Raw genomic sequence first — 23548 nt, 5'->3', positions numbered from 1 at the left:
CCCGGGTGGGCCGCCCGGCCCACCCGGGGGACACCTTCGTCCACCCCGTTGGTCCACCATGGCGGAGTGCTGCTCTTCGCGATCGTCATAATGGGCGCGGCCGTGCAGCGGCTCGCCGGGGCCGGGTTCGCGCTGGTCGCCGTACCGGCGCTGGTGCTGCTGCTCGGCGCGGCCGAAGGGGTGCGGCTGGCCAACGGCGCGGCGCTGGTGATCAGCGCCGCCGGGCTCGCGCTCACCTGGCGATCGGTGCGGCCCGCCGCGATGCTCCCGCTGGTGGCCGCGGCGGCGGCAGCCGTACCGGCCGGGGCCTGGTTCGCCCGCACGCTGCCCGAGCCCGCGCTGCTGTCCGTCACCGGAGTCCTGGTCAGCGCCGCCGCCCTGCTGGTCATGGGCGGGGTCCGGGTGCGGTCGCTGCGCGGCCGCCGGGGCGCGCTCGCGGCCGGCGCCGCGAGCGGGTTCCTCAACGCGGCGGCCGGCGTGGGCGGGCCCGCGATCTCCCTGTACGCCGTCAACGCCGGCTGGACGGTCCGCCAGTTCGTCCCCCACGCCCAGTTCTACGGCGTCGTCGTGAACGCCCTGTCCCTCGCCGCCAAGGGACTCCCCCGGCTCACCGGGCCGACGTGGGCGCTGGTCGGCGCGGGGATCGCGGCCGGGCTGGTCATCGGCGCGGTCCTGGCGTCACGGGTGCCGGAGGGCCCGGCGAGGCGGATCGTGCTGGCCCTCGCCCTGGCCGGCGGGCTCACCACCCTGGCCAAGGGCCTGTGGAGCTGACGATTGCCGGGAACCGACCCGTGGTGGCGTTCCATAATGGCGCCGTGACGGAGAGAGACAGTCCCAGCACAGTGTCGCGAGTGCCGGTGGTGGCGGTCCTTCTGGGGGCCGTCGCGATCATCGTCGGGGGAGATCTCGACCAGGCGGACAAAATGGCGAGCGTCATCGCCGCGGCCACCGGGATCGTCGCGCTGGCCCTCCAGGTGAAGGCCGCGCGCCGCCCGGAGGAGCCGCCCCGGCGTGCTCCGCTCGCGGGGCTGGCGCTGTGCGCCGTGGTGGCGCTGAGTGTCCTGGTCACGGGGTCGGCGCCGGTGCCGCCTGCCGTGCGGGCGGCCCTCCCGGCGCCGGGAACGGGGATCGACCATCCCGCCGACGGGGCCTTCCTGCCGACGTGTTCCGACGCGCGGGGAAACGCCGGGAGCCTTTCCGGTGAATCGATCTGGCTCATCAGCCGCAATCCGGACGGCACCCCCTATTTCGCCAGAGAGATCAGCGTTCCGGGCCCCTGGAGTTCCTCCATCCAGCTCGGCACGGAGACACCGATCGACGCGGGGGCGCGTTTCCGGGTCGAGCTGTACGCCGTCCCCGACGACACCGACCTCCCGGCTGACCCCACCCAGCCGGTCAGCCTGCCGTCGCGGGCCAGGAAGCTCGACGGCGTCACCGTCCGGAAGGACCCCGAACGGATCCGGTGCGCCTAGTCAGTCCCCAGGAGCCGCCGCAGAGTCAGCGCGATCGTGATCCGGGTCCGGGCCTGCGGCTCGCCGAGGTCCAGGCCGAGGACCCCGCCGAGATGGGCGACGCGGCGGGCGACGCTGCTGTGGTGCAGGTGGAGCAGGTCGGCGGCGCGGCGCAGCGAGCCGGTGGCGCAGTAGGCCTCCAGCGTCCGCAGGTCCTGCGGGCTGCCCGCCACCCGGTCCAGCGCCGCCACGTCGGCGCTGCCGCGCGCGGCCTCCGGCGGGATCTCGGCCAGCAGCGCCAGCGCGCCGAGGTCGCCGTAACCGATGACGGGCTCCGCCGGGCCGGTGAAACGCAGCGCGACCCGGGCCTCCCGCCACGCCCGGCCGGGGCTGCGTGCGGCCCCGATGCCCGCGCGGACCCCGGAGGGGAACCGCGCCACCTCCACGGTCGTCGCCAGGAGCACGCCCACCTCGGCGAGCGGCGCCGCCTTCACCGGGCGGGCCGGGCACACCAGCCGGGCGATCCGGTCCAGCGGCAGCGACGACCGCACGGCCACCACGCGCACCGCCACGTCCGGAGCGAACCCCAGCAGCCGCAGCGCCCGCGCCCGCGCGGCCTCGTCGCCGTCCGCGCTGACCACCAGCTCGACGAGGGCGGGATCGGCCATGGTGGTGCTGGCCGGGCCGTACCGCTCGACCACCGATGCGACGGCGAGGGCGAGCCGGTCGAGCAGCAACGCGTCCAGCGGTCCGGGCGAGGCGTCGCGCTCCAGCCACACCGAGCCGATCTCCTCCTCGTCGAGCAGGATCGGCGCCGGCATGGAGGGCTGGAGGGCGGGGGCGGACGCCTCACCGCCGTCGGGACGGAAGCGGATCACCCGCCCTGTGCCGTGGAGCCGTATCCCGGCCACGCACCCGGCCAGGCCCGCCGAGGCGCGGGCGAGCGCGGGCAGGTCCACCCGCCGCCGCATCAGCGTGTCGTAGAACATCACCACCCGGACGGCCCCCTCGGCCTGCGAATCCAGGTGCGACAGCCGTACGGCGAGTGCCTCCATGGCAGGAGGATAAGTCGCCCCCCGCCCGGAAAGCGGCGCTGATCCGGCGCGATCCCGCGACGAACGGCGGATGATCGCCGGGCCCGCCGCCGGGAGGATGACCGGCATGGACCCCGAACTCGACGCGTTCGTCCCGCTGATCCCCCGCCCGGACTACACCGACCCCTCCGCCGAACGCCGGATGACCGCCACCCTGGTCGCCTCCCTGCCCGCCCCGGACACCTCCGCCCTGCGGGTGACCGACCTGCGGGTGCCGGCCGCCCCCGACGTGCCGGTGCGGATCTACCGGCCGCGCGCGGCGCAGGGGGCCCTCGTCTGGCTGCACGGCGGCGGCGGCATCGTCGGCGACCTCGACACCGAGCACCCCACGGCGGCCCGCCTCGCCGACGCCTCGGGCGCGATGGTCGTCTCGGTCGGCTTCCGCCTCGCCCCCGAGCACGTGTTCCCGGCCGCCCTCGACGACGCCTACGCCGTGCTGTGCTGGCTGGCCGGCAACGCCGCCGACCTCGACACCGACCCGGGAAGGATCGCCGTCGGCGGCATGAGCGCGGGCGGCGGCCTCGCGGCCGCCCTGACGCTGCGGGCCCGCGACCAGCAGGGACCGCCGATCCGCTACCAGCTGCTCAACCAGCCGATGCTCGACGACCGGATGCACACCTGGTCGGCGCGCGCCTTCACCCGCACCCCCCGGCTCGACGCCGGCAACCTGGCGGCCATCTGGCGGGCCAATCTCGGCGGGCGACCCGCCACCCCGTACGCGGCCCCGGCCCGCGCCACCGACCTGTCGGGCCTGCCGCCCGCCTACATCGCCACGGCCGAGTTCGACCCGCTGCGGGACGAGGGCATCGCCTACGGCGTGCGCCTCCTCCAGTCGGGCGTCTCCGTCGAGCTGCACCAGTGGCCGGGCACCTTCCACGGCTCGCAGGCGATCCTGTCGGCGCAGGTGTCGCAGCGGCAGAACGCCGAACTCGGCGCCGCCCTGCGCCGCGCCCTCACCGGCTGAACGTGCTCGACACCAGGCAGAACTCGTTGCCCTCGGGATCGCGCATCACCTGGAAGGAGCCCTGGGCGTCCGACTGCAAAGGCCCGTTCTCCGCGCCGCCCCACGCCAGGACCGCGACGACCGCGGCGGCGATGTCGGGGACCTCGATGTCCAGGTGGGCCCGGTTCTTGCCGGTCTTGGGCTCGGGCACCCGCTGGAACGCGACGCGCGGCACCCCGTCCACGTACGACCACGAGGGGTCGCGGTGGACCGGGGGCGCGCCGAGCAGCCGGCCCCAGAACACCGCGAGCGGGGCCGGGCCGGCGCAGTCGACGACGAGCTGGGCGGGTGTGCCGAAGGGGACCGTCTCCATGCGGCGTAGCCTAGGGCCGCCGACGTGCCACACTCACGGGATGAGAGCCGCCGGATGTCTGCTGACCGTGGCGCTGCTCGCCGGCTGCACGCCCGCACCGGCGGCGCCCGCCCCGAAGAAGGCCGCGAGCACACCGGCGGCCACGCCGTCGGCCACGCTCGCGCCCCTGGCGGCCGGGTCGGAGAACTGCGAGCTCCCCGGCGAGACCGCCGACGACCTGAAGGCGGCCGACGCCCGCACCGCGTGGCGGTCCCTCTGGGTGGACGAGGACCGGGGGTCCCTGGGGCTGCTCGCGGCGGCCTCCGACGGATCGCTGTGGTCGACGTACACCCGCGAGAGGAAACAGGGCCGCGCCCTGGTGCTGGAGGACGGCGGAGTGCGCCGCTGGGACGGCTCCGGATGGGACACCTTCGAGATCCCCCCGGCCCGGCCGCCGCACCCGCAGACCGGCACGGCCATCGCGGCCGCCTCGGCGGACCGGGCGTGGATGTTCGGCGTGCTCAACGGCGCCTCACCCGAGGACACCGCCGGTTACACCGCCACCTTCGAGAACGGCGCGTGGCACTCCGAGCCGCTGGCCGAACCGGCCGCCCGCTCGGTCGGCTGGGCCCGGACCGCCGCCCAGGCCGTGGAAGGCGAGGCCTGGGCCGTGAACGGCAGGGCCGCCGTGTCCGGGACGGGGCAGCGGTGGCGTCAGCACACCCTGCCCGCGGCGGCCAGCGCGCTGGGTCACGGAGACGGCGCGTTGTGGGCGGTCAGCGGGGCCGACCTCGAACCCGCGGCGATGCGCCGGCAGGACGGGGCCTGGCGTCAGATCACCACACCCGCCTTCCCGCGGGCCGGGGAGGTGTGGGAGCCCCGCACCACCCTGACCGACGTCGTCGTGATCGGCCCCGACGACGTGTGGGCCGTCGGCGGCGTCTCCTGGCTCGTCGAAGGCGAGTACGACGACGACAACGAGCCCCTGGAGAAGGGCCACCCGCTCGCGCTGCACTGGGACGGCACCACCTGGACCTGCCACTGGGGCCCCGCCACCTCCACCCTCGGCCGGATGATCCGCTTCAGCCAGGCCGAACCCGACGGCCGGGGCGGCCTGTGGGTGGTCGGCCGGGACGACCTGCTCTGGCACCTGGACGGCCGGCGCTGGACCCGCCACCCGCTGCCCGCGCCGCCGGGAACGGAACCACGGATCGCCTCCCTGGCCTGGCGGCCGGGAAGCCGGGAGGTGTACGCGGCCGGATCGGTCACCTCCAGGGGAGCCGACAGCTCCGAGATCTCCCACGCCGCCCTCTGGCGCGCCTGAAGATCACCGGTCGCCCATGACCGCGTCGGCCGCCCGCCGCCCCGACACCAGCGCCCCCTGGATCGACCCGGTGTCCCGGTGGTCGCCACAGACGTACAGGCCCTCCCCCAGCCGGACGCGACGGCGCAACGGCATCGGCGGCGGCATCGCCGGCAGCGCCTCGGTGATCGCGTACGTGGCCAGATGACGCCAGCCCCGCACCTGCGCGCCGTAGATCTCCTCCAGGCGGTCCCGCACGCCCGGCTCGTCGCCGTCACCGGCCGTCCCCAGCACCGACGTCGCGATGAGCGCCTCCCCGCCGGCGCTGTACTCCGGAGCCGCGTCGGTCATGACCAGCGTGTCGGCCAGGACGCCGTCGGCGTCGATCACCTGGGTCGCCTCGCCGAGCGGCGAGCGGGACGCGGCGTGGTAGAAGGTGGTGACGGCCCGCATCGCCGGAGTGGGAAGATCGGGCAGCAGCGCCCCGGCGGAACTCGGGTCGGCGGCCACCACCACGGCGGCGGCCGGCAGCTCGCCGCCGCCGTCCAGGACCACGCCCGTGCCGCTCACCTCCCGCACCGGGCACTCCAGCCGCACGGCCCCGGCGGGCAGCCGGCCCGCAAGCTGCGCCGGGACCTCCCCCATGCCCAGCGCCGGCACGCCGATCGTGCCCCGCGCGAACGACCGCCAGATCAGATGGAAGACCCTGCTGGAGGTCTCCAGCTCCCGTTCCAGCAGCACACCGGCCAGGAACGGCCGGATCAGCCGCTCGACCATCACCGGCGACATGCCCCACAGACGCAGCTCGTCGAGGATCGTGCGGTCGCCGCCCCCGCGCAGCATCCCGGCCGGGAAGGTCATGTCACGCGCCGTCATGGCCGCCAGGACCGCCTTGTCGACCGGCGTGCCCAGATCGGCGGTCAGGCCGGTGAGGGCGTGCCGCGGATGCTTCCACGGCAGCATCACCCTCTCCTTGCCGCCCCCGTCGCGGAAGACGAGCATGCCGGAGTTGAACGCCCGCAGCCGCAGCGCCGCCACGTCCAGCACGCGCGGCACCTCCGGATAGCCGGTGTTCAGCACCTGGAAACCGCGATCGAGCCGGAAGCCGTCCACCACGTCGGTGCGCATCCTGCCGCCCACCCCGTCGGAGGCCTCCAGCACCGTGACGGGCACGCCCGCCCGATGCAGCCGCACCGCGCAGGCCAGCCCGGCCAGCCCCGCGCCGATCACGATCACCGGATGTTGGTATGCCATGAGCTGGTCGTACCCGACAGATCCCGTCGAATGCGACGCCCCACAGATCGGCATGGGCCGGCACCGGCGGCGGAGCGTCGACCGGCAGCGCGCCCGCGCCGGGGTGACCCCACCCCCGGCGCTCAGCGGAAGACCGCCACCGGGTCGACCGTCAACGTTCGCGTCCGGGCGTTCCAGGCCTGGACCTTGCCCAGGCAGGCGCGGACGTGAGAAGGCGGCGCGTGCGGCTCAAGGGGAACGAAGCTGATCGCCACCCGGGCGTCACCGCCGTAAGGAGCCTCGAAGGTCAGGCGCGGGCCGGCGTCCCCGGTGGACGCGAAGTCGCCGGTGACCCAGACGTAGTGGTCGCCCAGCCCGCTCAGCCGCGACGTCCGGCCGAAAGCCTCGGCGACGGCCGCGCCCGGAGCGACGGTCCCCTCCCGCAGATCCACCCGGAACAGGACGCGGCGCTTCTCCAGCCGCGCCATGACCGCACCCAGCGCGGCGACGGCCTCCGCCCGCGACGGCGCGTCGTCCTCCTGGGCGGGCGGCTCCTCCTCCTGGACATTCTCCCGCGCGACGGTCTCCTCGGCCGACAGCCCGGCCGTCAGCCCGGCCACCCCTACGTTCACCGCGAACGTCCGGTTCCGGGGCTCCCTTCGCCGCCTGCCCCGCCTGACCGCCAGCACCCGCGGCACGTCCAGGTAGACGCAGAGCAACAGATCCAGGTCGGGAAGGGACCGCCCGCGCCGGTCACGCCGGTGAACACCGGCCAGATGGACCGCCAACGCCGCCAGCCAGACGAACGTCACCGCCCACAGCAGCATCCAGCCCGCATTGACGCTCCGCCACAGCTCGTCAGTGACACCCACGGATCTCCTTGAGAGCGGCCGGCAACTCGCCGCCGTCCAGGGCCCGGCCCCCGGTCGCCTCCGCCACCCGGCGCAGATCCGAACGGTCGGCGTCGCCGAAAGCGATGGCGAACGTGGGAACCGCACCCGGGCGGCTCCGGTTCAGGAAGGCCTCCGCCGACATGCCGGCGTTGTTCCGGCCGTCGGTCATCAGGACGACCGACACCCGGCCGCCGCCTTTCAGCAGGCGGGCCGCGCGGGCGTAGGCGCGGTCGAGAGACGACCAGATCGCGGTACGGCTGTCGAAGCCGCCGGACGCCAGATGCCGCAGCAGCCCGTCCATGCCGCGAGGCGTCCCGACGGCGAAGGTCCGCTCGTCGAGGACCCGCCCGCCGAAACGCAGGACGGTGACGTCCTCACTCCGGCTGAACCGGACGAAACGCCCGCTCGACGACCGGTCCGCCCCGCCCAGCCCGGCCACGGCCGACCTCAGCGCCCTGATCCTCTCCCCCGCCATCGACCCGGAGAAGTCCAGCAGCAGCACCAGCCGCTCGGCCCCGCGCCGCCCCGGGGCGGCATAACCGGCCAGAAGGGAGTCCAGGACCTCCACCTCGCCGGGGAAGTAGACCGCGTTGCCGAGCGGGGCGGCCAGCCGGGGGTCCCGCTCGACGCGGGGAGACAGCGGCCGGCGCAGCGTCCGACTCATGATCTCCCGCTGGACGCGCTCACTCTTCAGCCACCCCACCACCTCGTCGTAGGCGGCACGCCGGGCAGGGTTCAGCAGCAGCACCGGATAGTCCGACACCACCGTGCCGTCGCGCGGATACACCAGTTCGAGCGGCTGCCGGAGCCGCCCGGCGGCGTTCAGCGACAGCAGCGTCGACTCGTGCGCGATCACACCCTCGGTCTCCTCCTGCCGCGAGACGAACTGGTCGACCACGTCACCGGACGTCGGCGCGCTGATGGTGTGACCCGTGAAGAAACCCCGGAGCCGGTCGCAGGTGACATCCTCGGGACGCAGCACTCCCCCTGTCCCGGCGGCGGCGGTCGCCACCCCGACCAGCGCGGCCAGCCCGCTGCCGCTCGTCCGCGGATCGGCCATCGCGAACCTGAAACGGCCCCGCGCGGCGGCGTCCGCGAGATCGGCCCACGTAGGAGCTCCCCCGCCCGGCGGACGCAACGCCGCGGCGGCCGACGGGGTCAGACCCACGACGACGGGCGAGAACATGACCGACGTGCTCAGCGGAGGCTCGCCACGGAAACCCGCGTCCTTCAGCCGGATCCGGAGATACCGATCGGACGACGGCCAGGCCAGATCGTACGCCGCCCCTCCAGGATCGAGCAGGTCACCGGGGGCCCGATAATCCATCGCGAGCTCGACCCCGGTGTCCCGCTCCAGTTCGTCCAGCAGCGGCTCCAGATCCGCGAGCTCAGCGGCGGCCAGGACCGTGAGCCGGACCGGCGGCTCGGCGCCCCACGAGCAGGCCGCCACGCCGAGGAGCACCCCGCACAGCAGAAGCCGGGCCCTCACGACGAGCCGCTCCCGGGGCAGCCGATCCTAACGATCATGCGATCCAGCAGAGCCAGGGCGGGCAGCCGCGTCTGGCTGTCGTCCGATCCCGCCATGACCGGCACCGGGATGCCCTGCCGCTCCAGCAGCTCCCCGAGCTCGGCCCCCGGCTCCACACCGTGCCGGGGATACAGACGGAACCCCAGCTCGGCGGCCCGCCCCCGCAGCTCGGGATCGTCGGTGATCAGCTCACCGAGCCGCTTGCCCGCGGGCGTCAACGCGATCAGCCTCGGAAGCGCGAGATAACCGTTCCGGGGATACATCAGCACCCGCTCCCGATCCACATCGACCGACCGCGCCCGCCGATCGAGCTGATAAGTGAAGAACTGGTGCTCGTACACCACCACGATCGGCCCCCGCTGCCGCCCGTCTGGTCCGATGTAGACCTCGAAGATCTCCTCCGAGGGCAGCCCCTGCTCGGTCAGCAACGGCTTGATCTTGTCGGCCACCACATCCGCCTCGGTGAAGCTCCGGACCACCCGATCGCCGTTCACCGCATACGCGACCATGCCCAGATAGGTGCCGGCCGAATTGCTCCCGCACACCTCAGGGGTGTTGGCCAGCACCCTGTTGCCGTTCGCCGGACCGTACCGGGTGATCCCCAGATCGTCCCAGCGCCGCCCGGCCCGCATCAGCCCGATGAAAGCGCTCAGATCGATCTCGTAATAGAGCGAGCCCTCACCCTCCAGCGGACGGGCCACCCCGTGATCCCGCAACGTCTCCGCGTAGTCGCGGAAGGTCGCCAGCACGATCGGACTCAGAAACGGACTGTACGGATCAGCCTGAAGCCGCTCCCTCTGACGCCTCTCCACGATCATCGTCGCGGCAGGCTGGCCCGAGAGGAAAGCGAAGTCGAAACCGTCGAGCGAATTCACCGCGATCGCACGGGAAGAGGCACTCGTCAGCTCCAGCCGGATACCGTGCCCCATCAGAATCCGCCGCACCTTCGGATCTTCGAGAAACTCCTTCTTGGACGCCAATTTCCCCCTGACCACCTGGACCCGGCTCAGCGGCAGCGCCCACTTGTCCTCGTTCACCAGCACGGCCGCGCCGGTCAACGGGAGCGCGGCCAGCGCCGCGACCCTCATCAGGAACGCGCGCCGCAGGTAGTAGGGCTTCGGAGACGGCGGGACCGTCAGTTCGGGTTCGTCGCCCGGGTCGGCGGACTCCGCCGCCCGCGACTCACCACGGAGCATGCTGCACACGGCAAAGCCCCCAAACAACACCCATCACCGCATATCGCGCCTCTTTTGGGAATAAGGCGAGAGCAGATTACCGACCACATGCGCGGACGGGCGGGAAAACGATAAATCGCCACAGGACACGAAATGCGATTTACCCCAAGCTGTCTCATTCACGGGGAAGAACTCTTTCAACCATGGAGCGATCAGCCAGACGGGCCCCGCGCTCTCATCGAACGCCACCCACCCCCTGACACGACACGACCCGCGTGGCGTGATCGCCAGACCTGGAACGGGGTTCGCACCCAGGAACCCGGCTGCCCGTCGGCCGGGGGAACGAGCGAGGAGGCCGATCGGGTCAGCCTTGGCGGCTGGGGAGCATGGCCAAAGCCTGCGAACGCTGTGCGACCAGGGCGTCGTAGGTGCCGTCGCGCTCAGCCCAGCGGTGCATGAGAACCCCCTTCACGAGAATCTCGCGAGGGGTGGGATCCTGCGAGAGCAGACGCATGACCTCGGAGGCGAAGTCGTCGAGCGGCAACGCGTGCGCAACCACCTTCTCCTGTCCCGCCCTGGCGACAGCCGGCGGGACGAGCTCGACGACACCCACCCCCGTGCCGTCAAGCTGCGCGCGCAGCGCCTCGGAATAGGCGTGCACCGCCGCCTTCGAGGCGGCGTAACTGGGCATGGGCGGGAACGGCAGGAAGGCGATGCCGGAAGTGACGGTGACGAAGGCGCCGAAACCCCGCCGGACCAAGTGCGGGGTGAAAGCGTCGACGACTCGGATCGTGCCGAGCAGATTGGTGTCGATCGTCGTCACCGCCGCCTCGAAGTGCGCGGGGTCCCGCACGTCCTCCAGCAGCATGACGCCCGACATCGTCACCACCGTGTCCAGCTCGGGGTACCGGGCGAGCACGACGTCACGCGCAGCCGCGACGGAATCACCGTCGGTGACGTCGACACGGATCGCGCCGAAGCCTTCATCGGCGAGTTCCGAAAGCGCCTCCGGGCTGCGGCCGCCAACTACCACAGCGCTGCCCGCCGCAGCGAACCGCCGGGCCAGCTCCCGCCCGATACCCGAGGTCCCGCCCACGACGAGAACAGTACGGTTGGAGAGATCCACAAGATCTTCCCTTCAATCCAGGGCGCCGCCGGCGTTCAAGCCCGCGGCGCAGGCAGTGATGCTCTCTGCCTCTTTCGAAACAGCGCTGTCGCAGTCTTGACCGCATCCGCCGGGTCTGGCAGGGCCCCCGCCTTCCCTGGTCCTCGCAGGGCCCCCTCTGGGACACGCGCACCGCACTACGGTGTCGGTATGAAGGACGCGGAAACCGGCAACCGGCTCGGCAGCTACCTCCGCGCCCGGCGCCAGCTGGTCTCCCCGGCGCAGGCAGGACTCCCACCCGGAGGCAACCGCCGCGTCCCCGGCCTGCGCCGCGAGGAAGTCGCCCTGCTCGCCGGAATCAGCCCCGACTACTACCTCCGCCTCGAACGGGGCCGCGACAACAACCCCTCACCCCAGGTCCTCGAATCACTCGCCCGCGTCCTGCGGCTCGACGACATCGAGCGGACCTACCTGCTCGGCCTCGCGGCGGCACACCCCAAGGCGCCGCGGCGCAAGCGGCCCGAACACGTACCCGGGCGCGTCCACGAACTCCTCGCCCACCTCCAGATCCCCGCCTTCGTCGAAGGGCGCGCCTTCGACGTCCTGGCCTCCAACCCCATGGCAGTCGCGCTCTCCCCCCGCCTGCAACCCGGCCAGAACCGGCTCCGCTCCCTCCTCCTCGATCCAGAGGAACAAGCCTTCCACCAGGACTGGACCAAAGCCACCGCCGACTTCATCGCCGCCCTTCGCACCACCATCGGGGACGACACCGACAACCCCCGGTTCGTCGAACTCGTCGGAGAACTCGCCCTCTCCAGCCAGCGCTTCCGCACCCTGTGGGCCCGCCACGACGTCCGCAGCCTCGAAGGAGGCACGACCACCGTCCACCACCCCGTCGTCGGCGAACTACGCCTCCACCGCGACAAACTCGCCATCGGCGACGTCATCCTCGTCGTCTACTACCCCGACAAGGACAGCGACAGCGACGAGAAACTGCGGCTCCTCGGCGCACTCTCACACCCCGAGTCCACCGCTACAGCACCCGGCAGACCGGCGGACGCCCCGCGCCCACAGACACCCTGACGAACACACGCCACCCCGGCGTCCCAAGAGGCGGTTATCGTCGTCGAACACGATCTGGGAGTTCGCCGACACCCGTGTGGCGACCTCGCGGTAGGGGCCGTCCAGCAGCGCAGCCCGAGGCCGCGGCGGCTTGGCGCACGATCTGACATGGATGCTCCTCAACCCCCTATGCGCTCCCCTGCGACGATTCCACCGGACCTTGATTCCACGAGCGCGCCCGCGCATGGACCACTGGTGCGTATCTCGTCCTGGCCGCCGCGCCACATCCTCCGGACCTCCTGAGTGCCGCGAGCACCCCTTGTCTGTGACGGGCAGCCCGGCCAGAGCGCGGCTTGGGCATTGGTGCTGGTTTTTGAGTTTGGTATCAAGATCAATTACGTAACAACCCGACGCCTTTACAAAGTAGATTTCTAAGCAGGTCGTCCGTGCTGATCTTTCGCCAGATGGAGTCGGCTCGAACGCGTCGGTTGCTCAGGAAGAGGTAGGGAGTGGCGCTCGTGTTCCTCGGCGGGCGCCACTCTCCTGGACGACCTGCGCAGCGAGGAGCTGGGCTCTGCGTCGGATGAGGCGCTCCCCCGCTTTCGACGGAACCGCCACCGAATGCGGCAGGTGGACCTGGGTCGAAGCAGAACAGCGATCCCCGGGCGAACCTTCGCGCACGGCGATGAGCGCCTGACTTCAGAATGGGGCGATGGCCAGACGGAAGCTGTATGTGGGCGCGGCGGTCCTGGCGGTCGGGCTCGTCGTGGCCGTGCCCTGGGCGGAGGACCTGCGCTTCGCGTACTCGTCCGAGGAGATGGAGGAGTTCGCGCGCACGCTGGAGGACGGCGTCGAGATCCGGGACGCCGACGTCGGGCTGCTCTCGTTCATGTTCATTCGTGAGGAGAACGGCCAGGTCGTGTTCTACCGGGGTCGTACATGGGGGCAGGACGGCTACGGCTACATCTGGAGCCCGGACGGCCGGCCGGCGGAGACCCGCCACCTGAAAGGGCCCTGGTACGGGTTCCGGGACGATGCGCACATGTGACCCGGCCCGCTGAAGATCATCGCGGCGGGAACCTCGCCACGGGGTGAAAGGTTCAGGACTGACCTGGTGGTTCGTCGGCCCAGGTTGCCGGGGGCGGGTCCTCCGGGGGGACGATCGGGGGTCGGTCTCCGCGTCCGGGGGGTGCCATGAGGCTCCTGCGCGTGCTTGTCGGGGTTGTACTCGTTTTCGGCCTGCTGCCGGGGGTGGCCTGGGCCGCTCCGGGATGTGTGGTGACCTACGGGGCGACCACGTGGCCGGGTGGGTTCACCACGGTGATCACCATCAAGAACACCGGCGACCGGGTCGACGGCTGGACGCTGCGGTTCGACTTCACCGCCGGGCAGACGATCACCCACGGCTGGTCGGCGCGGTGGAGCCAGTCCGGAGCGCGGGTCCAGGCCGAGAACGAGCCGTACAACCGGGTTCTCGCACCGGGCGCGACGGTGACCCTCGGCTTCAACGGCCGCTGGACCACCGCCAACCCCTCCCCCACCAGCTTCACCCTCAACGGCACCACCTGCGGCGGCCCCCCATCACCAAGCCCCTCCCCGAGCCCCTCCCCGAGCCCCTCCCCGAGCCCGACGCCCAGCCCCTCCCCTTCGCCCAGCCCTTCCCCGTCGCCCACGCCTGGGCGGGTCGACAACCCCTACCTCGGGGCGCGGGGCTACCTGAACCCCGACTACGTCGGGAACGTCAATGCCGCCGCCACCGCCGCCGGTGGTGAGGTCGGGACCGCGATGCGGAAGGTCGCGTTCCAGCCGACCGCCCTGTGGCTGGACTCGGTGGCGGCGATCGGGTCCGTCAAGGGTGGCCTGGGGTTGCGGGGGCACCTTGATCGGGCACTCGTCCAGGCCCTGTCGCAGGGGAACACGGATCCCGTCGTGGTCACGCTCGTGCTGAGCGACCTGCCGGGCAAGGACTGCACGTCGTGGTGGCCCACGGCGGAGTTCCCGATGACGGCGGCGGGGGTGGCGGCGTACCGGAGCCAGTTCGTGGATCCCATCGCGGCCATCCTGGCCGACCCCCGTTACGCCCCGCTCAGGATCGTCACCCTCCTTGAGCCGGAGACGCTGGGCAGCATGGTCAGCTGGCCCCAGGATCCCCCCTGCGTGGAGGCGCGCACCTCAGGGGTCTATGTCCAGGGCATCCGTCAGGCCATCACGGCCCTCAGGGCGGTCCCGAACGTCTACGTCTACCTGGACGCGGCCCGGTCGTCGGTCGCCGGCTGGACCGAGGTGTCGGGGCCCTTCGTCGAGCTGCTGGCCGACGTCGTCGAGGGGACCCCAGGGGTGGACGGGTTCGTCACCAACGTCGCCAACTACGTCCCCGTCGAGGAGATCTTCCTGCCGGACACCGCCAAGCTGGTCACCGGCCAGCCGCTCCTGTGGTCACGGTGGGTCGACTGGAACCCCCACATCGACGAGGACGACTACACCCGGTTCCTGCGGACCGCCCTCATCGGGGCGGGGTTGCCCGCCGACATCGGCATGCTGATCGACACCTCGCGCAACGGCTGGGGCGGGCCGGCCAGGCCGACCGCCGTCAGCGTCTCCTGGGACGTCAACACCTACGTCGACCAGTCGAGGCTCGACCGGCGCATCAACCGCTACAACTGGTGCAACCAGCTCAACGCGGGCATCGGCGAGCGTCCGGCCGCCGCTCCGAAGCCTGGGGTCGACGCCTACGTCTGGGCCCGGCCGCCGGGTGAGTCGGACGGCGCGAGCGACGGCCCCAACCGGTGGTGCGACCCCACTTACACCCCTCCGAGCGGGTCGTACCGGCCGTCCGGAGCCACGCCGGGAGGACCGGCCTACGGGATCTTCTGGCCGTCCTATTTCGAGACCCTCGTCAGGAACGCCTATCCCCCTCTCTGACCCTGGCCCCTGGAACTTTGCCTGCCGATGGGAAGTTTTGGCTGGTCATCGGGGTTCCTTGCCCATATGGACAGCAGTCGGGCAAAGGGAGGGCCGGTGGGTAGGCGACGGCCCTCGTTCCGCACGCGCAGGACACTCGCCACCGGCGTTCTCATGGTGCTCATGTGCCTGGGGCTGAGTTTCCTCTTCCTCATGTACGTGGGCGGCAAAGAGAGCGACAACGCGCTGCAGCAGGGCCTGTCGGCCTGGAACAGCGTCGAGTCGCAGATCCAGCAGAAGCGGCTGCCCTCCGTGCTGCCCCACGCCGACGACGAGGCGGTCCAGGTCCTGGACGCCCACGACAACGTGGTCGCGGCGAGCAGCCAGTTGGTCGGCCAACCGCCGATGGCCACTTTTCACCCCCCCGGCGACAAACTGGCTGCCACCCGGGTCCTGTGCTCCCCCGTGGGCCTGGACGGGTGCCGGACCGTGACGTCGATCAACGTCTACCAGCCGGACGGCATCTGGTCACTGTACGTGGCCACCCCCACCGTCCCCTGGTACGGCAACTCCACCGCCGTCCTCCTCGCGATCGGCACGTCCCTGCTGGTGACCGTGGCGGTCACCGGATGGGTGTTCCGGGACATCACCAAGGCCGTGAAGCCCGTCGCCGCGATCCAGCGGCAGCTGGCCGACATCACCGCCGCCCAGCTCGAACGCCGGGTCCCGGTGCCCGGCGTCTACGACACCTACGAGGAGGTGAAGGTCCTGGCCGACACGGTCAACGGCACCCTGGACCGCCTGGAGGAGGCCTACGAGCGGCTGCGCCGCTTCACCTCCGACGCCTCCCACGACCTGCGCAGCCCGATCACGGCCATGCGCCTGCAACTGGACGACGCGCTCGCCCACCCCGAGGACGCCGACTGGCCGACGGTGGCCACCACCGTGCTGACGGGAGTGGACCGGCTCCACGCGATCGTGACCGACCTGCTGACCCTGGCCCGCCTGGACGCGGGCGCGCCTCTCAGCAGCGAGCCGACCGACCTGTCCAGCCTGGCCGGGGCCGAACTGGACCAGCGGCCCCCTCGCGCGAAGATCGTCCGGCGTCTCCAGCCGGGCGTGTGCGTCGACATCGACCAGCTCCGCATCTCCCGGGTCCTGGTCAACCTCCTCGACAACGCCGAACGGCACGCCACGTCGCAGATCACCGTCACCGTGCGGGCCGAGAACGGGATCGCCGTCCTGGAGGTCCAGGACGACGGCGCCGGGCTCGCCGTCGAGGACCGGGAACGGGTCTTCGAACGGTTCACCCGCCTGGACGCGGCCCGCGCCCGCGACGCCGGAGGCACCGGGCTCGGCCTGGCCATCGCCAGGGAGATCGCCCAGGCCCACCAGGGCACCCTGACCGTCGAGGACAGCGACCGGGGCGCGCGTTTCGTGCTGCGCCTCCCTCAGCGCGGCCCCTCGTCGGAGCCTGTTCCCGAGGCCCCTCGTCAGGCCGCCGACGACCGTCCCGCCGGGAGGCCGAGCCCGGTCGGGCTGCTGAGCCGGGCCACGGCGACCCTCGTCAGGGACGCGCGGCGGGTGTCCAAGGGCGTCGGGGCCTAACGGACGAGTTCCGCGTGGTGGTGGACGATGGCCCAGCCGGTCGGCGACCGCCGCAGCACGTCGGTGACCCGGGTGTGCTCGGGCTCCTCCCCCGGCGCGACCGCGACCAGCACGTAACGGGCCACGGCGGTGTCCCCCCACACGTCGACGCGCATCTCGCCGGTGGTCAGCGACTCCAGCGGCGGCCGGGGCCCGGCGGCGTCCCGTTCGGCGCGGTAGGCGTCGAGTTCCGCGCGGGTGCGCAGAGGGCCGGGCAGGTGGGTCTCCCAGGTGGTCACCTCCGGGTGGAGGTGGCTGTCGAACCGGGCGCGGTCACCGGCCAGGAAGGCGTCGTACATGTCGTCGAGGGCGGCGGCGACGTCGGAGACGGTCATGAGAGGGTCCCCCCGTTCCGGTCGTCGCGGACGATCCGGCCGCCGGACATCACCCAGCGCACCCCCCGGAACGCCGACGTCGACTCCAGCGGGTCGGCGTCCATGGCGATCAGGTCGGCGTACTTGCCCGGCTCGACGGTGCCGAGGTCCGGCTCCGCCTCCAGCCAGCGGATCGGGCCCAGGGTCCCGGCGTGCAGCGCCCGGGCGGGGCCCAGGCCGGCGTCGGACATGTGCTCCAGTTCGCGGACGGTGGCGTTGGTGCCCTCGAAGTGCCAGAACGGGGGCATGTCGCTGCCGAGCAGCACCTCCACCCCGGCCGCCAGGGCCATCGTGTAGCTCTCCAGGTGGCGGGGGCCCGCGCCGAGCGAGCGCCGCTGCATCCACTCGGGCACGCCGAGTTCGTCGAAGAACGCCTTGCAGCGGGTGACCAGCAGGGTCGGCACCAGCGCGGTGCCCCGGGCGGCCATCGCCGCGACCACCTCGGGCGTGAGCTGGTAGCCGTGTTCGACGCAGTCCAGGCCGAGGTCCACCGCCTCGGCGATGACGGGGGCGGGGCCCGCGTGGGCGGTGACCTTGCGGCCCCAGGCGTGGGCGGTCTCGATGACGGCGGCCAGTTCGTCGGTGAAGAGCTGGCGGGTGTGGATGTCCTCGTGCTCGCCGGCGATGCCGCCGGAGATCATCACCTTGATCAGGTCGGCGCCGGCCTTGACCTGTGCGCGCACGCCCCGGCGGAAGCCGTCGGCCCCGTCGCACTCCAGGGTGTCGGTGCCCTCGTGGCCGTGGCCGCCGGTGGAGACCAGGGCGCGTCCGGCCGTGAAAACGCGCGGGCCGGTCACGCGGCCCGCGGTGATGGCGCGGCGCAGCGCGAAGTCGGCGTGGTCCTTCTCCGCGACGCAGCGCACGGTGGTCACCCCGCAGAGCAGGGTCCGGCGCGCGCCGTCGGCCATGTAGTGGGCCAGGTCGTGCGGGCCGAGGTTCTTGACCGCGTCGCCGCCCTCGCCGGGCAGCGACAGGGACAGGTGGGTGTGCATGTTGACCAGGCCGGGCGTCAGGAAGGCGCCGCCTAGGTCGACGCGCGGGTGGTCGCTCCCGGCCAGGGCCAGGATCTCGTCGGCGGGGCCGACGGCGGCGATGCGGTCGCCGCGGACCCACACGGCGGCGTCCCGCAGCGGGGCGACGCCGTCCAGGACGCGGGCGTCGGCCACCGTGCAGCCGGTCAGGACGGTCGAGTTCATGAAGATCGGCTCCCCTCGTCGGCGCGGAGGGCCGGCAGGACCTCGCTGCCGAGCTTCTCCACGGCCTCCCGCAGGTCCGGGCCGAGCGGCGGCCCGAACGACAGGTGGGTGGCGCCCGCCGCCCGCAGCGACAGGCAGCGTCCGACCACGTCGGCGGTGCTCCCGGTGATGCCGAGCGACAGCATCCGGTCGTCGACCAGGCGCGCGGCGGCGTCGAGGCCGTCGCGCTCCAGGACGGCCGTGACCGGCCCGAAGTCCTCGACCGCGAGCCCGGCCCGGCCGAGCAGGTAGGGCGCGAACGACGGCCCGTAGTAGGCGATCTTGGCGGCCATGGCGAGCCGGGCCTGGTCGTCGTCCCCGCCGGTCGACACCCAGAAGCAGGCCGGGATGTCGAGATCGTCCACCGACCGCCCCGCCTCCTCGGCGCCCTTGGCGATCTCGCCCCGCGCGGTGGTGAAGTGTTCCGGCGGGTAGAGCAGCGGCAGCACGCCGTCGGCCAGCCGTCCGGCCATCTGGAGCATCTTGGGGCTCATCGCACCCACGTACACGGGCACCGGATCGCCCGGCGGCAGCCGCAGCCCGGACAGCGGACCGAACCATTCCGGCAGTTCCCCGCGCTGCTCCTCGGCGCCGAGCAGGGCCCGCAGCACGGTGACCGCCTCGGCGGTTCTGGACAGCGGGCGGGGACGCCCGATCCCGGCCCAGCCGAGGAACTCGGCCGACCCGGCGGCGACGCCGAGCAGGAACCGGCCGCCGGTGGCCTCCCGCATGGTGGCGGCCATCATGGCGATCTCCGAGACGTGCACGGAGTAGGGGTTCATGATCCCGACGCCGAGCTTGATCCGCTCGGTCCTGGCGGCCAGGATGCCGAGCAGTACGGGGGCCGAGCGCAGGAACAGGTCGTTGGAGACCCAGAGCTGGTCGAAGCCGTGGCGTTCGGCCCGCTGCGCCAGGTCGACCAGGGTGGGGATGTCCAGGTCGTTGTTGACCCGCAGGGAGTACGTCACGCGCAGGCCGCCTTCGCGTCGATCTCGACCTCGACCAGGAAGCCCTCGCCGATGAGCGCGCCGACCACATAGGTGCTGTTGGCGGGGGCCACGTCGCCGAGCACCTCGGCGTGGGCGCGCGCGGCCTCCTCCCAGTCGGCGTCGGGGGTGAGCAGCAGGCGGGTCCGGAACACGGTCGCGCGCGACCCGCCCAGGGCCTCCACCGCCGCCACACCCCGGCGCAGGGCGTCGAGGGTCTGGGCGTAGGTGCCCGCGCCGTCGGCCGTCGTGCCGCTCACGGCGATGAGATCGCCCTCGCGGGCGGCGCGGGAGTAGCCGGCCTGCTCCTCCCAGCCCGAGCCGTCCTTGAACCGGGTGACCGAGGGGACCGAGCCCTGGGCCGGGTCGGTGTACTCCTCGATCCGGGTGACCCGGCCGTTCCGCACCTCGACGCGCATCATCGCGTCGACCGCCATCTCGGCGCCCTCCTCGCGGTCGCGGCCCCGGTAGACGCAGCGCTGCACGTAGCCGCCGGGCACCGGGTCGACGCGCACGTCGGTGGCGTGGAAGTTCTCGATCCCGGCGTCGATGAGGCGGACCGCGTCGAGGCTCTCGGCCTTGTCCCGCTCGACGCCGTCGTAGTTGTGCCAGACGCGGATGTCGTCGGCGTACAGGTCCTGGAGGCGGTCGACGTCGCCGGAGGTGATCGCGTCGAGGAGTTCGGCCGCGAAGGCGCGCATGTCGCCCGCCAGGGCGTCGGCCCTCTCCAGTTCGCTCGCGTCGCCCAGCAGGTGCAGGCGCTGGACGGCCAGCGGGATGTTGCCGTCGGACCACAGGGCGTCGTGGAAGGCGCGCAGGTCGAAGCCGTCGCGGTCGCGGCGGGCGGCGTCGGCCAGCAGGCGCGTCACCTGGACCTTCCCCACCTGGTACGACAGCCCCTGCCCGGGGGTCGCGGCGAAGAAGGCGGCCTCCTCCCTGGCGGTGCCGAGGTCGACCGGGACGAGTTCGTGCAGCATGCGGGCCGCGCCGTCGATGTCGATCTCGCCGAGCGCCAGGCGCACGTCCACCTCGACCCTGATCGCGCGCAGCCGCATGAAGTTGTAGACGATGGCCCGGGTGAGCGGCGCGTCCTCGAAGAGGCCGGCCTGGAGCATCATCTCCTCGTTGTAGAAGGCGATGCCCTCGTTGGGCACGGAGTCGTAGAAGCGCCGGTGGGCCGGGTCGGGGTGCCGCCAGGTCAGCGCGAGCTGCTGGTAGTGGACGCCCTCGTGGATGATCCCGGCCCGGGGGTCGGCGGCGTTGGCCCGGTAGAAGTAGGGCAGGTCGGGGCCGGGCACCGGGACGTAGCTGACGCCGTCCTGGTCGAGCCGGTTCTCGTCGGTGAGGTCGTCGCTGACGCCCAGCCAGCGCAGCGGCTCCAGGTAGTCGGGCCGGGGCAGGTTCCGGTAGTGCCGCAGCTCCGGCGGCTGCGACAGCAGGCCGCGCTCCTCGTAGAAGGCGCGCACCTCCAGCTCGGCGGCCCGTTCGGCCGCGCTCTGCTCCTCGGCGCTCGCCGGGGGCGGCGGCCATTCGAGCGGGCCCGACCTGGCCCGTTCGAACAGCTCGAACGCCTCGGCGCGGTCGCGCTCCTGGGCGGCCAGGGCGAGGATCTCGTCCGCCGACCAGGGCAGCAGGGCGACCTGGTGCAGGAAGAAGCCGAACGCCTCCGCGCCGACCGGCCGGTGGGGGGCGAAGGACGGCAGCCGCTCGGTCAGCCAGGCCCGCCAATCGGCGAGCGCCACCGCCGCCGCCTCGGCCGCCTCGGTGGCGTCGTCGCGGACGGCCGGGTCGAGGTGCGGCAGCAGCAGCGCGACGGCGGTCCGGAGCTGGCCGGCGACGTCCAGGCTGTCGGCCAGGGCGAGGTCGGCGAACTCACGGGTGGCGGTGCCGTCGAGGTTGTCCCTGGCCGTGGCGAGGGTGCCGGGGATCCAGCGCAGCCGTTCGACCAGGTCGGCGCTGCGGGCCGGGTCGAAGGGGGCGGGCGCGAGCAGCGCGTCGTAGACGTGGCCGACGGTCTGGTCGAGGTAGAACCAGGGGTCGCGCCGCCAGCTCCGTACGACGTCGAGCTCCCAGCGCGCCCGCGCGGCCGCCGAGCCGAGCAGCCGGCGCGGCACCTCGACGGCGGGGTCCGCCGACGGGGCGACGGCCGCCAGGTCGCTCTCGATCGCGGCCAGGAACCGCCGGTCCTCCTCGACGGTGACGGCGTCCCACTCCGGGCGCCACCCGGCGGGGCGGACCACCCGGGGGATGTCGTCGCGGCTACGCGGCGTGGTGGCCAGCCGCCAGGCCCAGAACCGCTCGGTCAGCTCCGCGAGCACGGGATGTCCTTCCATAGGGTCACTTCCCACAGGGTCACTTCGCCAGGACGCAGGCGGCCGACCGGCCGTCCCGCAGGATCGTGAGCGGCGGGTCGTCGTGCGCGCACGACGGCAGGGCCACCGGGCAGCGCGGGTGGAACCGGCAGCCGCCGGGGGGCCGGGAGGGGTCGGGCACGTCGCCGGGCAGCTCGACCGGCAGCACGCCCGCGCCGTCGGCCCGGGGCACCGCCGAGATGAGCGCCTTGGTGTACGGGTGGGCGGGCTCCGACCACACCTGCCGGGTCGGCCCGACCTCGACGACGCGGCCCAGGTACATGACCGCGGTGCGGTCGGCGATCTGCCGCACCACCGACAGGTCGTGCGAGATGAAGACCAGGCCCATGTCGAGCTCGCGGACCAGCTCGACCAGCAGGTTGGCGACCGACGCCTGGGCCGAGGCGTCGAGCGCGCTGATCGGCTCGTCGGCGATGATGCAGCTCGGCTCGGCGGCCAGGGTCCTGGCGATCGCGATGCGCTGGCGCTGGCCGCCGCTGAACTCGTGCGGGTAGCGCTTGACGGCGTCGGCCGGGAGGCCGACGCGTTCGAGCAGCTCACCGGCCCGGCGGCGGGCCTCGGTCTTGGACGTCCCGCCGAGCAGGTACCCGTCGCCGACCTGGTCGCCGACGAGGCGGCGGGGGTTGAGGGAGGCGTACGGGTCCTGGAAGACCATCTGCAGCCCGCGCATGCCGGGCGGGCGGCGGCGCAGCCCGAGCGGCGCGACCGGGCGGCCGTCGAAGCGGATCTCCCCGGCGGCGGTGGGCTGGAGCCCGACGACCGCGCGGCCCAGCGTCGACTTGCCGCACCCGGACTCGCCGACCAGCCCGAGGATCTCGCCCCGGGCGAGGGTCAGGTCGGCGTGGTCGACGGCGCGCAGCGGCGGCGCGCCGGTCCGGTGGTATTCGACGGCGACCCCGGTCGCCTCCAGCAGCGCGCTCATGCGGACTCTCCCAGCGGGTCGGGCGGGCAGGCCAGCCGGTGATCGGACCCGATGAGGACCGGCTCGGGGCGGTCCACCCGGCAGGAGTCGACGGCGAACGCGCAGCGCGGGTGGAACGGGCAGCCGTCGGGCACCGCGCCGAGCGACGGCGGGCTGCCCGGGATCGGCCGCAGCGCCGCCGCCCCGCCCTCCGGGTGGGGCAGCGCGTCGAGCAGGCCCCGGGTGTAGGGGTGGCGGGGGTGGGTCAGCACGGTCTCGCGCGGGCCGACCTCGGCGGTGCGGCCTCCGTACATGACGCAGATGCGGTCGGCCACGGCCGACATCACGCCCAGGTCGTGGGTGATCACGACGACCGCGAGGTCGCGCTCGCGCCGCAGCCGGTCGAGCAGCCGCAGGATGCCCGCCTGCACGGTGACGTCGAGCGCGGTCGTCGGCTCGTCGGCCAGCAGCAGCCGGGGCTCGCACGCCAGCGCCACGGCGATGGCGATGCGCTGGCGCATGCCGCCGGAGAACTGGGCCGGGTGGGCCCCCAGCGCCCGTTCGGGGTCGGGGATGCGTACCGTCGACAGCAGCTCGACCGCCCGGCCGCGCGCCTCCGACCTGCCGATGCCCAGGTGGTGGCGCATGTGCTCGGTCACCTGGGTCTCGATGCTGAGCATCGGGTGCAGGCTCGTGGAGGGGTCCTGCGACACCATCGCGATGCTGCGCCCGCGCACGTCGCGCAGCTCGCGCGGCTTCATGGCCAGCAGGTCGCGGCCCTCGAAGACGGCCCGGCCGCCGGTCCTGGCGGCGTGCGGGAGCAGGCCGAGCAGCGCCATCGCGGTCATCGTCTTGCCGCTGCCGCTCTCCCCCGCGATGCCGAAGACCTCGCCGGAGTCGACCCGGAACGACAGGCCGTCGACGGCCTTGCGGGGGCCGTTCCTGGTGGCGAGCCACACGGTGAGGTCCTCGACCTCCAGTAGCGTTCCCACG

Annotated in this window: 21 protein-coding genes; 8 read left to right on the top strand and 13 right to left on the bottom strand. The window is 72.9% G+C overall.

The features are described from left to right. The first annotated feature begins 66 nt into the window (after nt 1-66). Nucleotides 67-771, top strand: a complete 705-nt coding sequence (locus AW270_RS10955) for a sulfite exporter TauE/SafE family protein (protein ID WP_245674654.1) — start codon at nt 67-69, stop codon at nt 769-771. Between the two features lie 89 nt (nt 772-860). Next, nucleotides 861-1472, top strand: a complete 612-nt coding sequence (locus AW270_RS10950; RefSeq protein ID WP_169807288.1) for a hypothetical protein — start codon at nt 861-863, stop codon at nt 1470-1472. Here AW270_RS10950 and AW270_RS10945 read toward each other — a convergent pair. Then, complete coding sequence (locus AW270_RS10945; protein WP_061293412.1) at nt 1469-2506, bottom strand: helix-turn-helix domain-containing protein; 1038 nt, start codon at nt 2504-2506, stop codon at nt 1469-1471. The two genes, AW270_RS10950 and AW270_RS10945, sit on opposite strands and share 4 nt — an antisense overlap. Before the next feature lie 70 nt (nt 2507-2576). Between AW270_RS10945 and AW270_RS10940 the strand changes: the two genes are divergently transcribed. Continuing rightward, the gene (locus tag AW270_RS10940; protein ID WP_061293410.1) at nt 2577-3509 is read left to right on the top strand and encodes an alpha/beta hydrolase; all 933 of its coding nucleotides are present in this window, start codon (nt 2577-2579) and stop codon (nt 3507-3509) included. On the opposite strand, the gene AW270_RS10935 is transcribed toward AW270_RS10940, so the two are convergent. Next, complete coding sequence (locus AW270_RS10935; RefSeq protein ID WP_061293407.1) at nt 3499-3861, bottom strand: VOC family protein; 363 nt, start codon at nt 3859-3861, stop codon at nt 3499-3501. The two genes, AW270_RS10940 and AW270_RS10935, sit on opposite strands and share 11 nt — an antisense overlap. A 40-nt stretch (nt 3862-3901) precedes the next feature. Here AW270_RS10935 and AW270_RS10930 point away from each other — a divergent pair, with 40 nt between their 5' ends. After that, nucleotides 3902-5164, top strand: a complete 1263-nt coding sequence (locus AW270_RS10930) for a hypothetical protein (RefSeq protein WP_157521811.1) — start codon at nt 3902-3904, stop codon at nt 5162-5164. A gap of 3 nt (nt 5165-5167) precedes the next feature. On the opposite strand, the gene AW270_RS10925 is transcribed toward AW270_RS10930, so the two are convergent. The 5 genes from AW270_RS10925 to AW270_RS10905 all read right to left on the bottom strand — a co-directional run bounded on the left by AW270_RS10925 (nt 5168) and on the right by AW270_RS10905 (nt 11098). Then, nucleotides 5168-6397: an NAD(P)/FAD-dependent oxidoreductase gene (locus tag AW270_RS10925; protein WP_061293404.1), complete on the bottom strand. Its 1230-nt coding sequence runs from the start codon at nt 6395-6397 to the stop codon at nt 5168-5170. A 122-nt stretch (nt 6398-6519) separates the two neighbouring features. Continuing rightward, complete coding sequence (locus AW270_RS10920) at nt 6520-7248, bottom strand: hypothetical protein (protein WP_061293403.1); 729 nt, start codon at nt 7246-7248, stop codon at nt 6520-6522. Further along, nucleotides 7235-8758: a VWA domain-containing protein gene (locus tag AW270_RS10915; protein WP_061293401.1), complete on the bottom strand. Its 1524-nt coding sequence runs from the start codon at nt 8756-8758 to the stop codon at nt 7235-7237. Before AW270_RS10915 ends, AW270_RS10920 begins: the two co-directional genes overlap by 14 nt. Beyond that, nucleotides 8755-10023 (bottom strand): hypothetical protein, encoded by a 1269-nt coding sequence (locus AW270_RS10910; protein ID WP_061293399.1) that lies wholly within the window; start codon nt 10021-10023, stop codon nt 8755-8757. The genes AW270_RS10915 and AW270_RS10910 overlap by 4 nt, the downstream gene beginning before the upstream one ends. 313 nt (nt 10024-10336) lie before the next feature. Continuing rightward, the gene (locus AW270_RS10905) at nt 10337-11098 is read right to left on the bottom strand and encodes an SDR family oxidoreductase (RefSeq protein WP_061293397.1); all 762 of its coding nucleotides are present in this window, start codon (nt 11096-11098) and stop codon (nt 10337-10339) included. A 189-nt stretch (nt 11099-11287) separates the two neighbouring features. On the opposite strand from AW270_RS10905, the gene AW270_RS10900 reads away from it, so the two are divergent. The 4 genes from AW270_RS10900 to AW270_RS10885 all read left to right on the top strand — a co-directional run bounded on the left by AW270_RS10900 (nt 11288) and on the right by AW270_RS10885 (nt 16648). Continuing rightward, nucleotides 11288-12160 carry a helix-turn-helix transcriptional regulator gene (locus tag AW270_RS10900; RefSeq protein ID WP_061293395.1) on the top strand — a complete coding sequence of 291 codons (873 nt, stop codon included), beginning with the start codon at nt 11288-11290 and terminating at the stop codon, nt 12158-12160. 691 nt (nt 12161-12851) lie between these two features. After that, nucleotides 12852-13187 carry a hypothetical protein gene (locus AW270_RS10895; protein ID WP_061293393.1) on the top strand — a complete coding sequence of 112 codons (336 nt, stop codon included), beginning with the start codon at nt 12852-12854 and terminating at the stop codon, nt 13185-13187. 161 nt (nt 13188-13348) lie between these two features. After that, nucleotides 13349-15061 carry a glycoside hydrolase family 6 protein gene (locus AW270_RS10890; protein WP_169807287.1) on the top strand — a complete coding sequence of 571 codons (1713 nt, stop codon included), beginning with the start codon at nt 13349-13351 and terminating at the stop codon, nt 15059-15061. A gap of 96 nt (nt 15062-15157) precedes the next feature. Further along, entirely contained in the window at nt 15158-16648 is a 1491-nt protein-coding gene (locus AW270_RS10885) for a sensor histidine kinase (RefSeq protein WP_245674653.1), read from the top strand. On the opposite strand, the gene AW270_RS10880 is transcribed toward AW270_RS10885, so the two are convergent. The 6 genes from AW270_RS10880 to AW270_RS10850 are packed head-to-tail and all read right to left on the bottom strand — an operon-like array spanning nt 16645 to nt 23547. Continuing rightward, nucleotides 16645-17022 carry a nuclear transport factor 2 family protein gene (locus tag AW270_RS10880; RefSeq protein WP_061293386.1) on the bottom strand — a complete coding sequence of 126 codons (378 nt, stop codon included), beginning with the start codon at nt 17020-17022 and terminating at the stop codon, nt 16645-16647. The genes AW270_RS10885 and AW270_RS10880 overlap by 4 nt on opposite strands. After that, complete coding sequence (locus AW270_RS10875; protein WP_061293385.1) at nt 17019-18257, bottom strand: amidohydrolase family protein; 1239 nt, start codon at nt 18255-18257, stop codon at nt 17019-17021. Before AW270_RS10875 ends, AW270_RS10880 begins: the two co-directional genes overlap by 4 nt. Beyond that, a complete protein-coding gene (locus tag AW270_RS10870; RefSeq protein WP_218009159.1) occupies nt 18254-19264 on the bottom strand; it encodes an LLM class flavin-dependent oxidoreductase in 1011 nt (336 codons plus the stop codon). The genes AW270_RS10875 and AW270_RS10870 overlap by 4 nt, the downstream gene beginning before the upstream one ends. Then, a complete protein-coding gene (locus tag AW270_RS37620) occupies nt 19261-21600 on the bottom strand; it encodes a DUF885 family protein (protein WP_218009158.1) in 2340 nt (779 codons plus the stop codon). The genes AW270_RS10870 and AW270_RS37620 overlap by 4 nt, the downstream gene beginning before the upstream one ends. 34 nt (nt 21601-21634) lie before the next feature. Next, nucleotides 21635-22576 carry an ABC transporter ATP-binding protein gene (locus tag AW270_RS10855; protein ID WP_061293383.1) on the bottom strand — a complete coding sequence of 314 codons (942 nt, stop codon included), beginning with the start codon at nt 22574-22576 and terminating at the stop codon, nt 21635-21637. Further along, on the bottom strand, nt 22573-23547 hold the full coding sequence (locus tag AW270_RS10850; protein WP_063819169.1) for an ABC transporter ATP-binding protein: 975 nt from the start codon (nt 23545-23547) through the stop codon (nt 22573-22575). The genes AW270_RS10855 and AW270_RS10850 overlap by 4 nt, the downstream gene beginning before the upstream one ends. Between the last annotated feature and the right edge of the window lies 1 nt (nt 23548).

It is taken from the genome of Herbidospora cretacea (assembly GCF_001570605.1).
Taxonomy (GTDB): domain Bacteria; phylum Actinomycetota; class Actinomycetes; order Streptosporangiales; family Streptosporangiaceae; genus Herbidospora; species Herbidospora cretacea.
The sequence above is the reverse complement of the archived record's forward strand: the minus strand, read 5'-3'. Positions and strand labels throughout refer to the sequence as shown.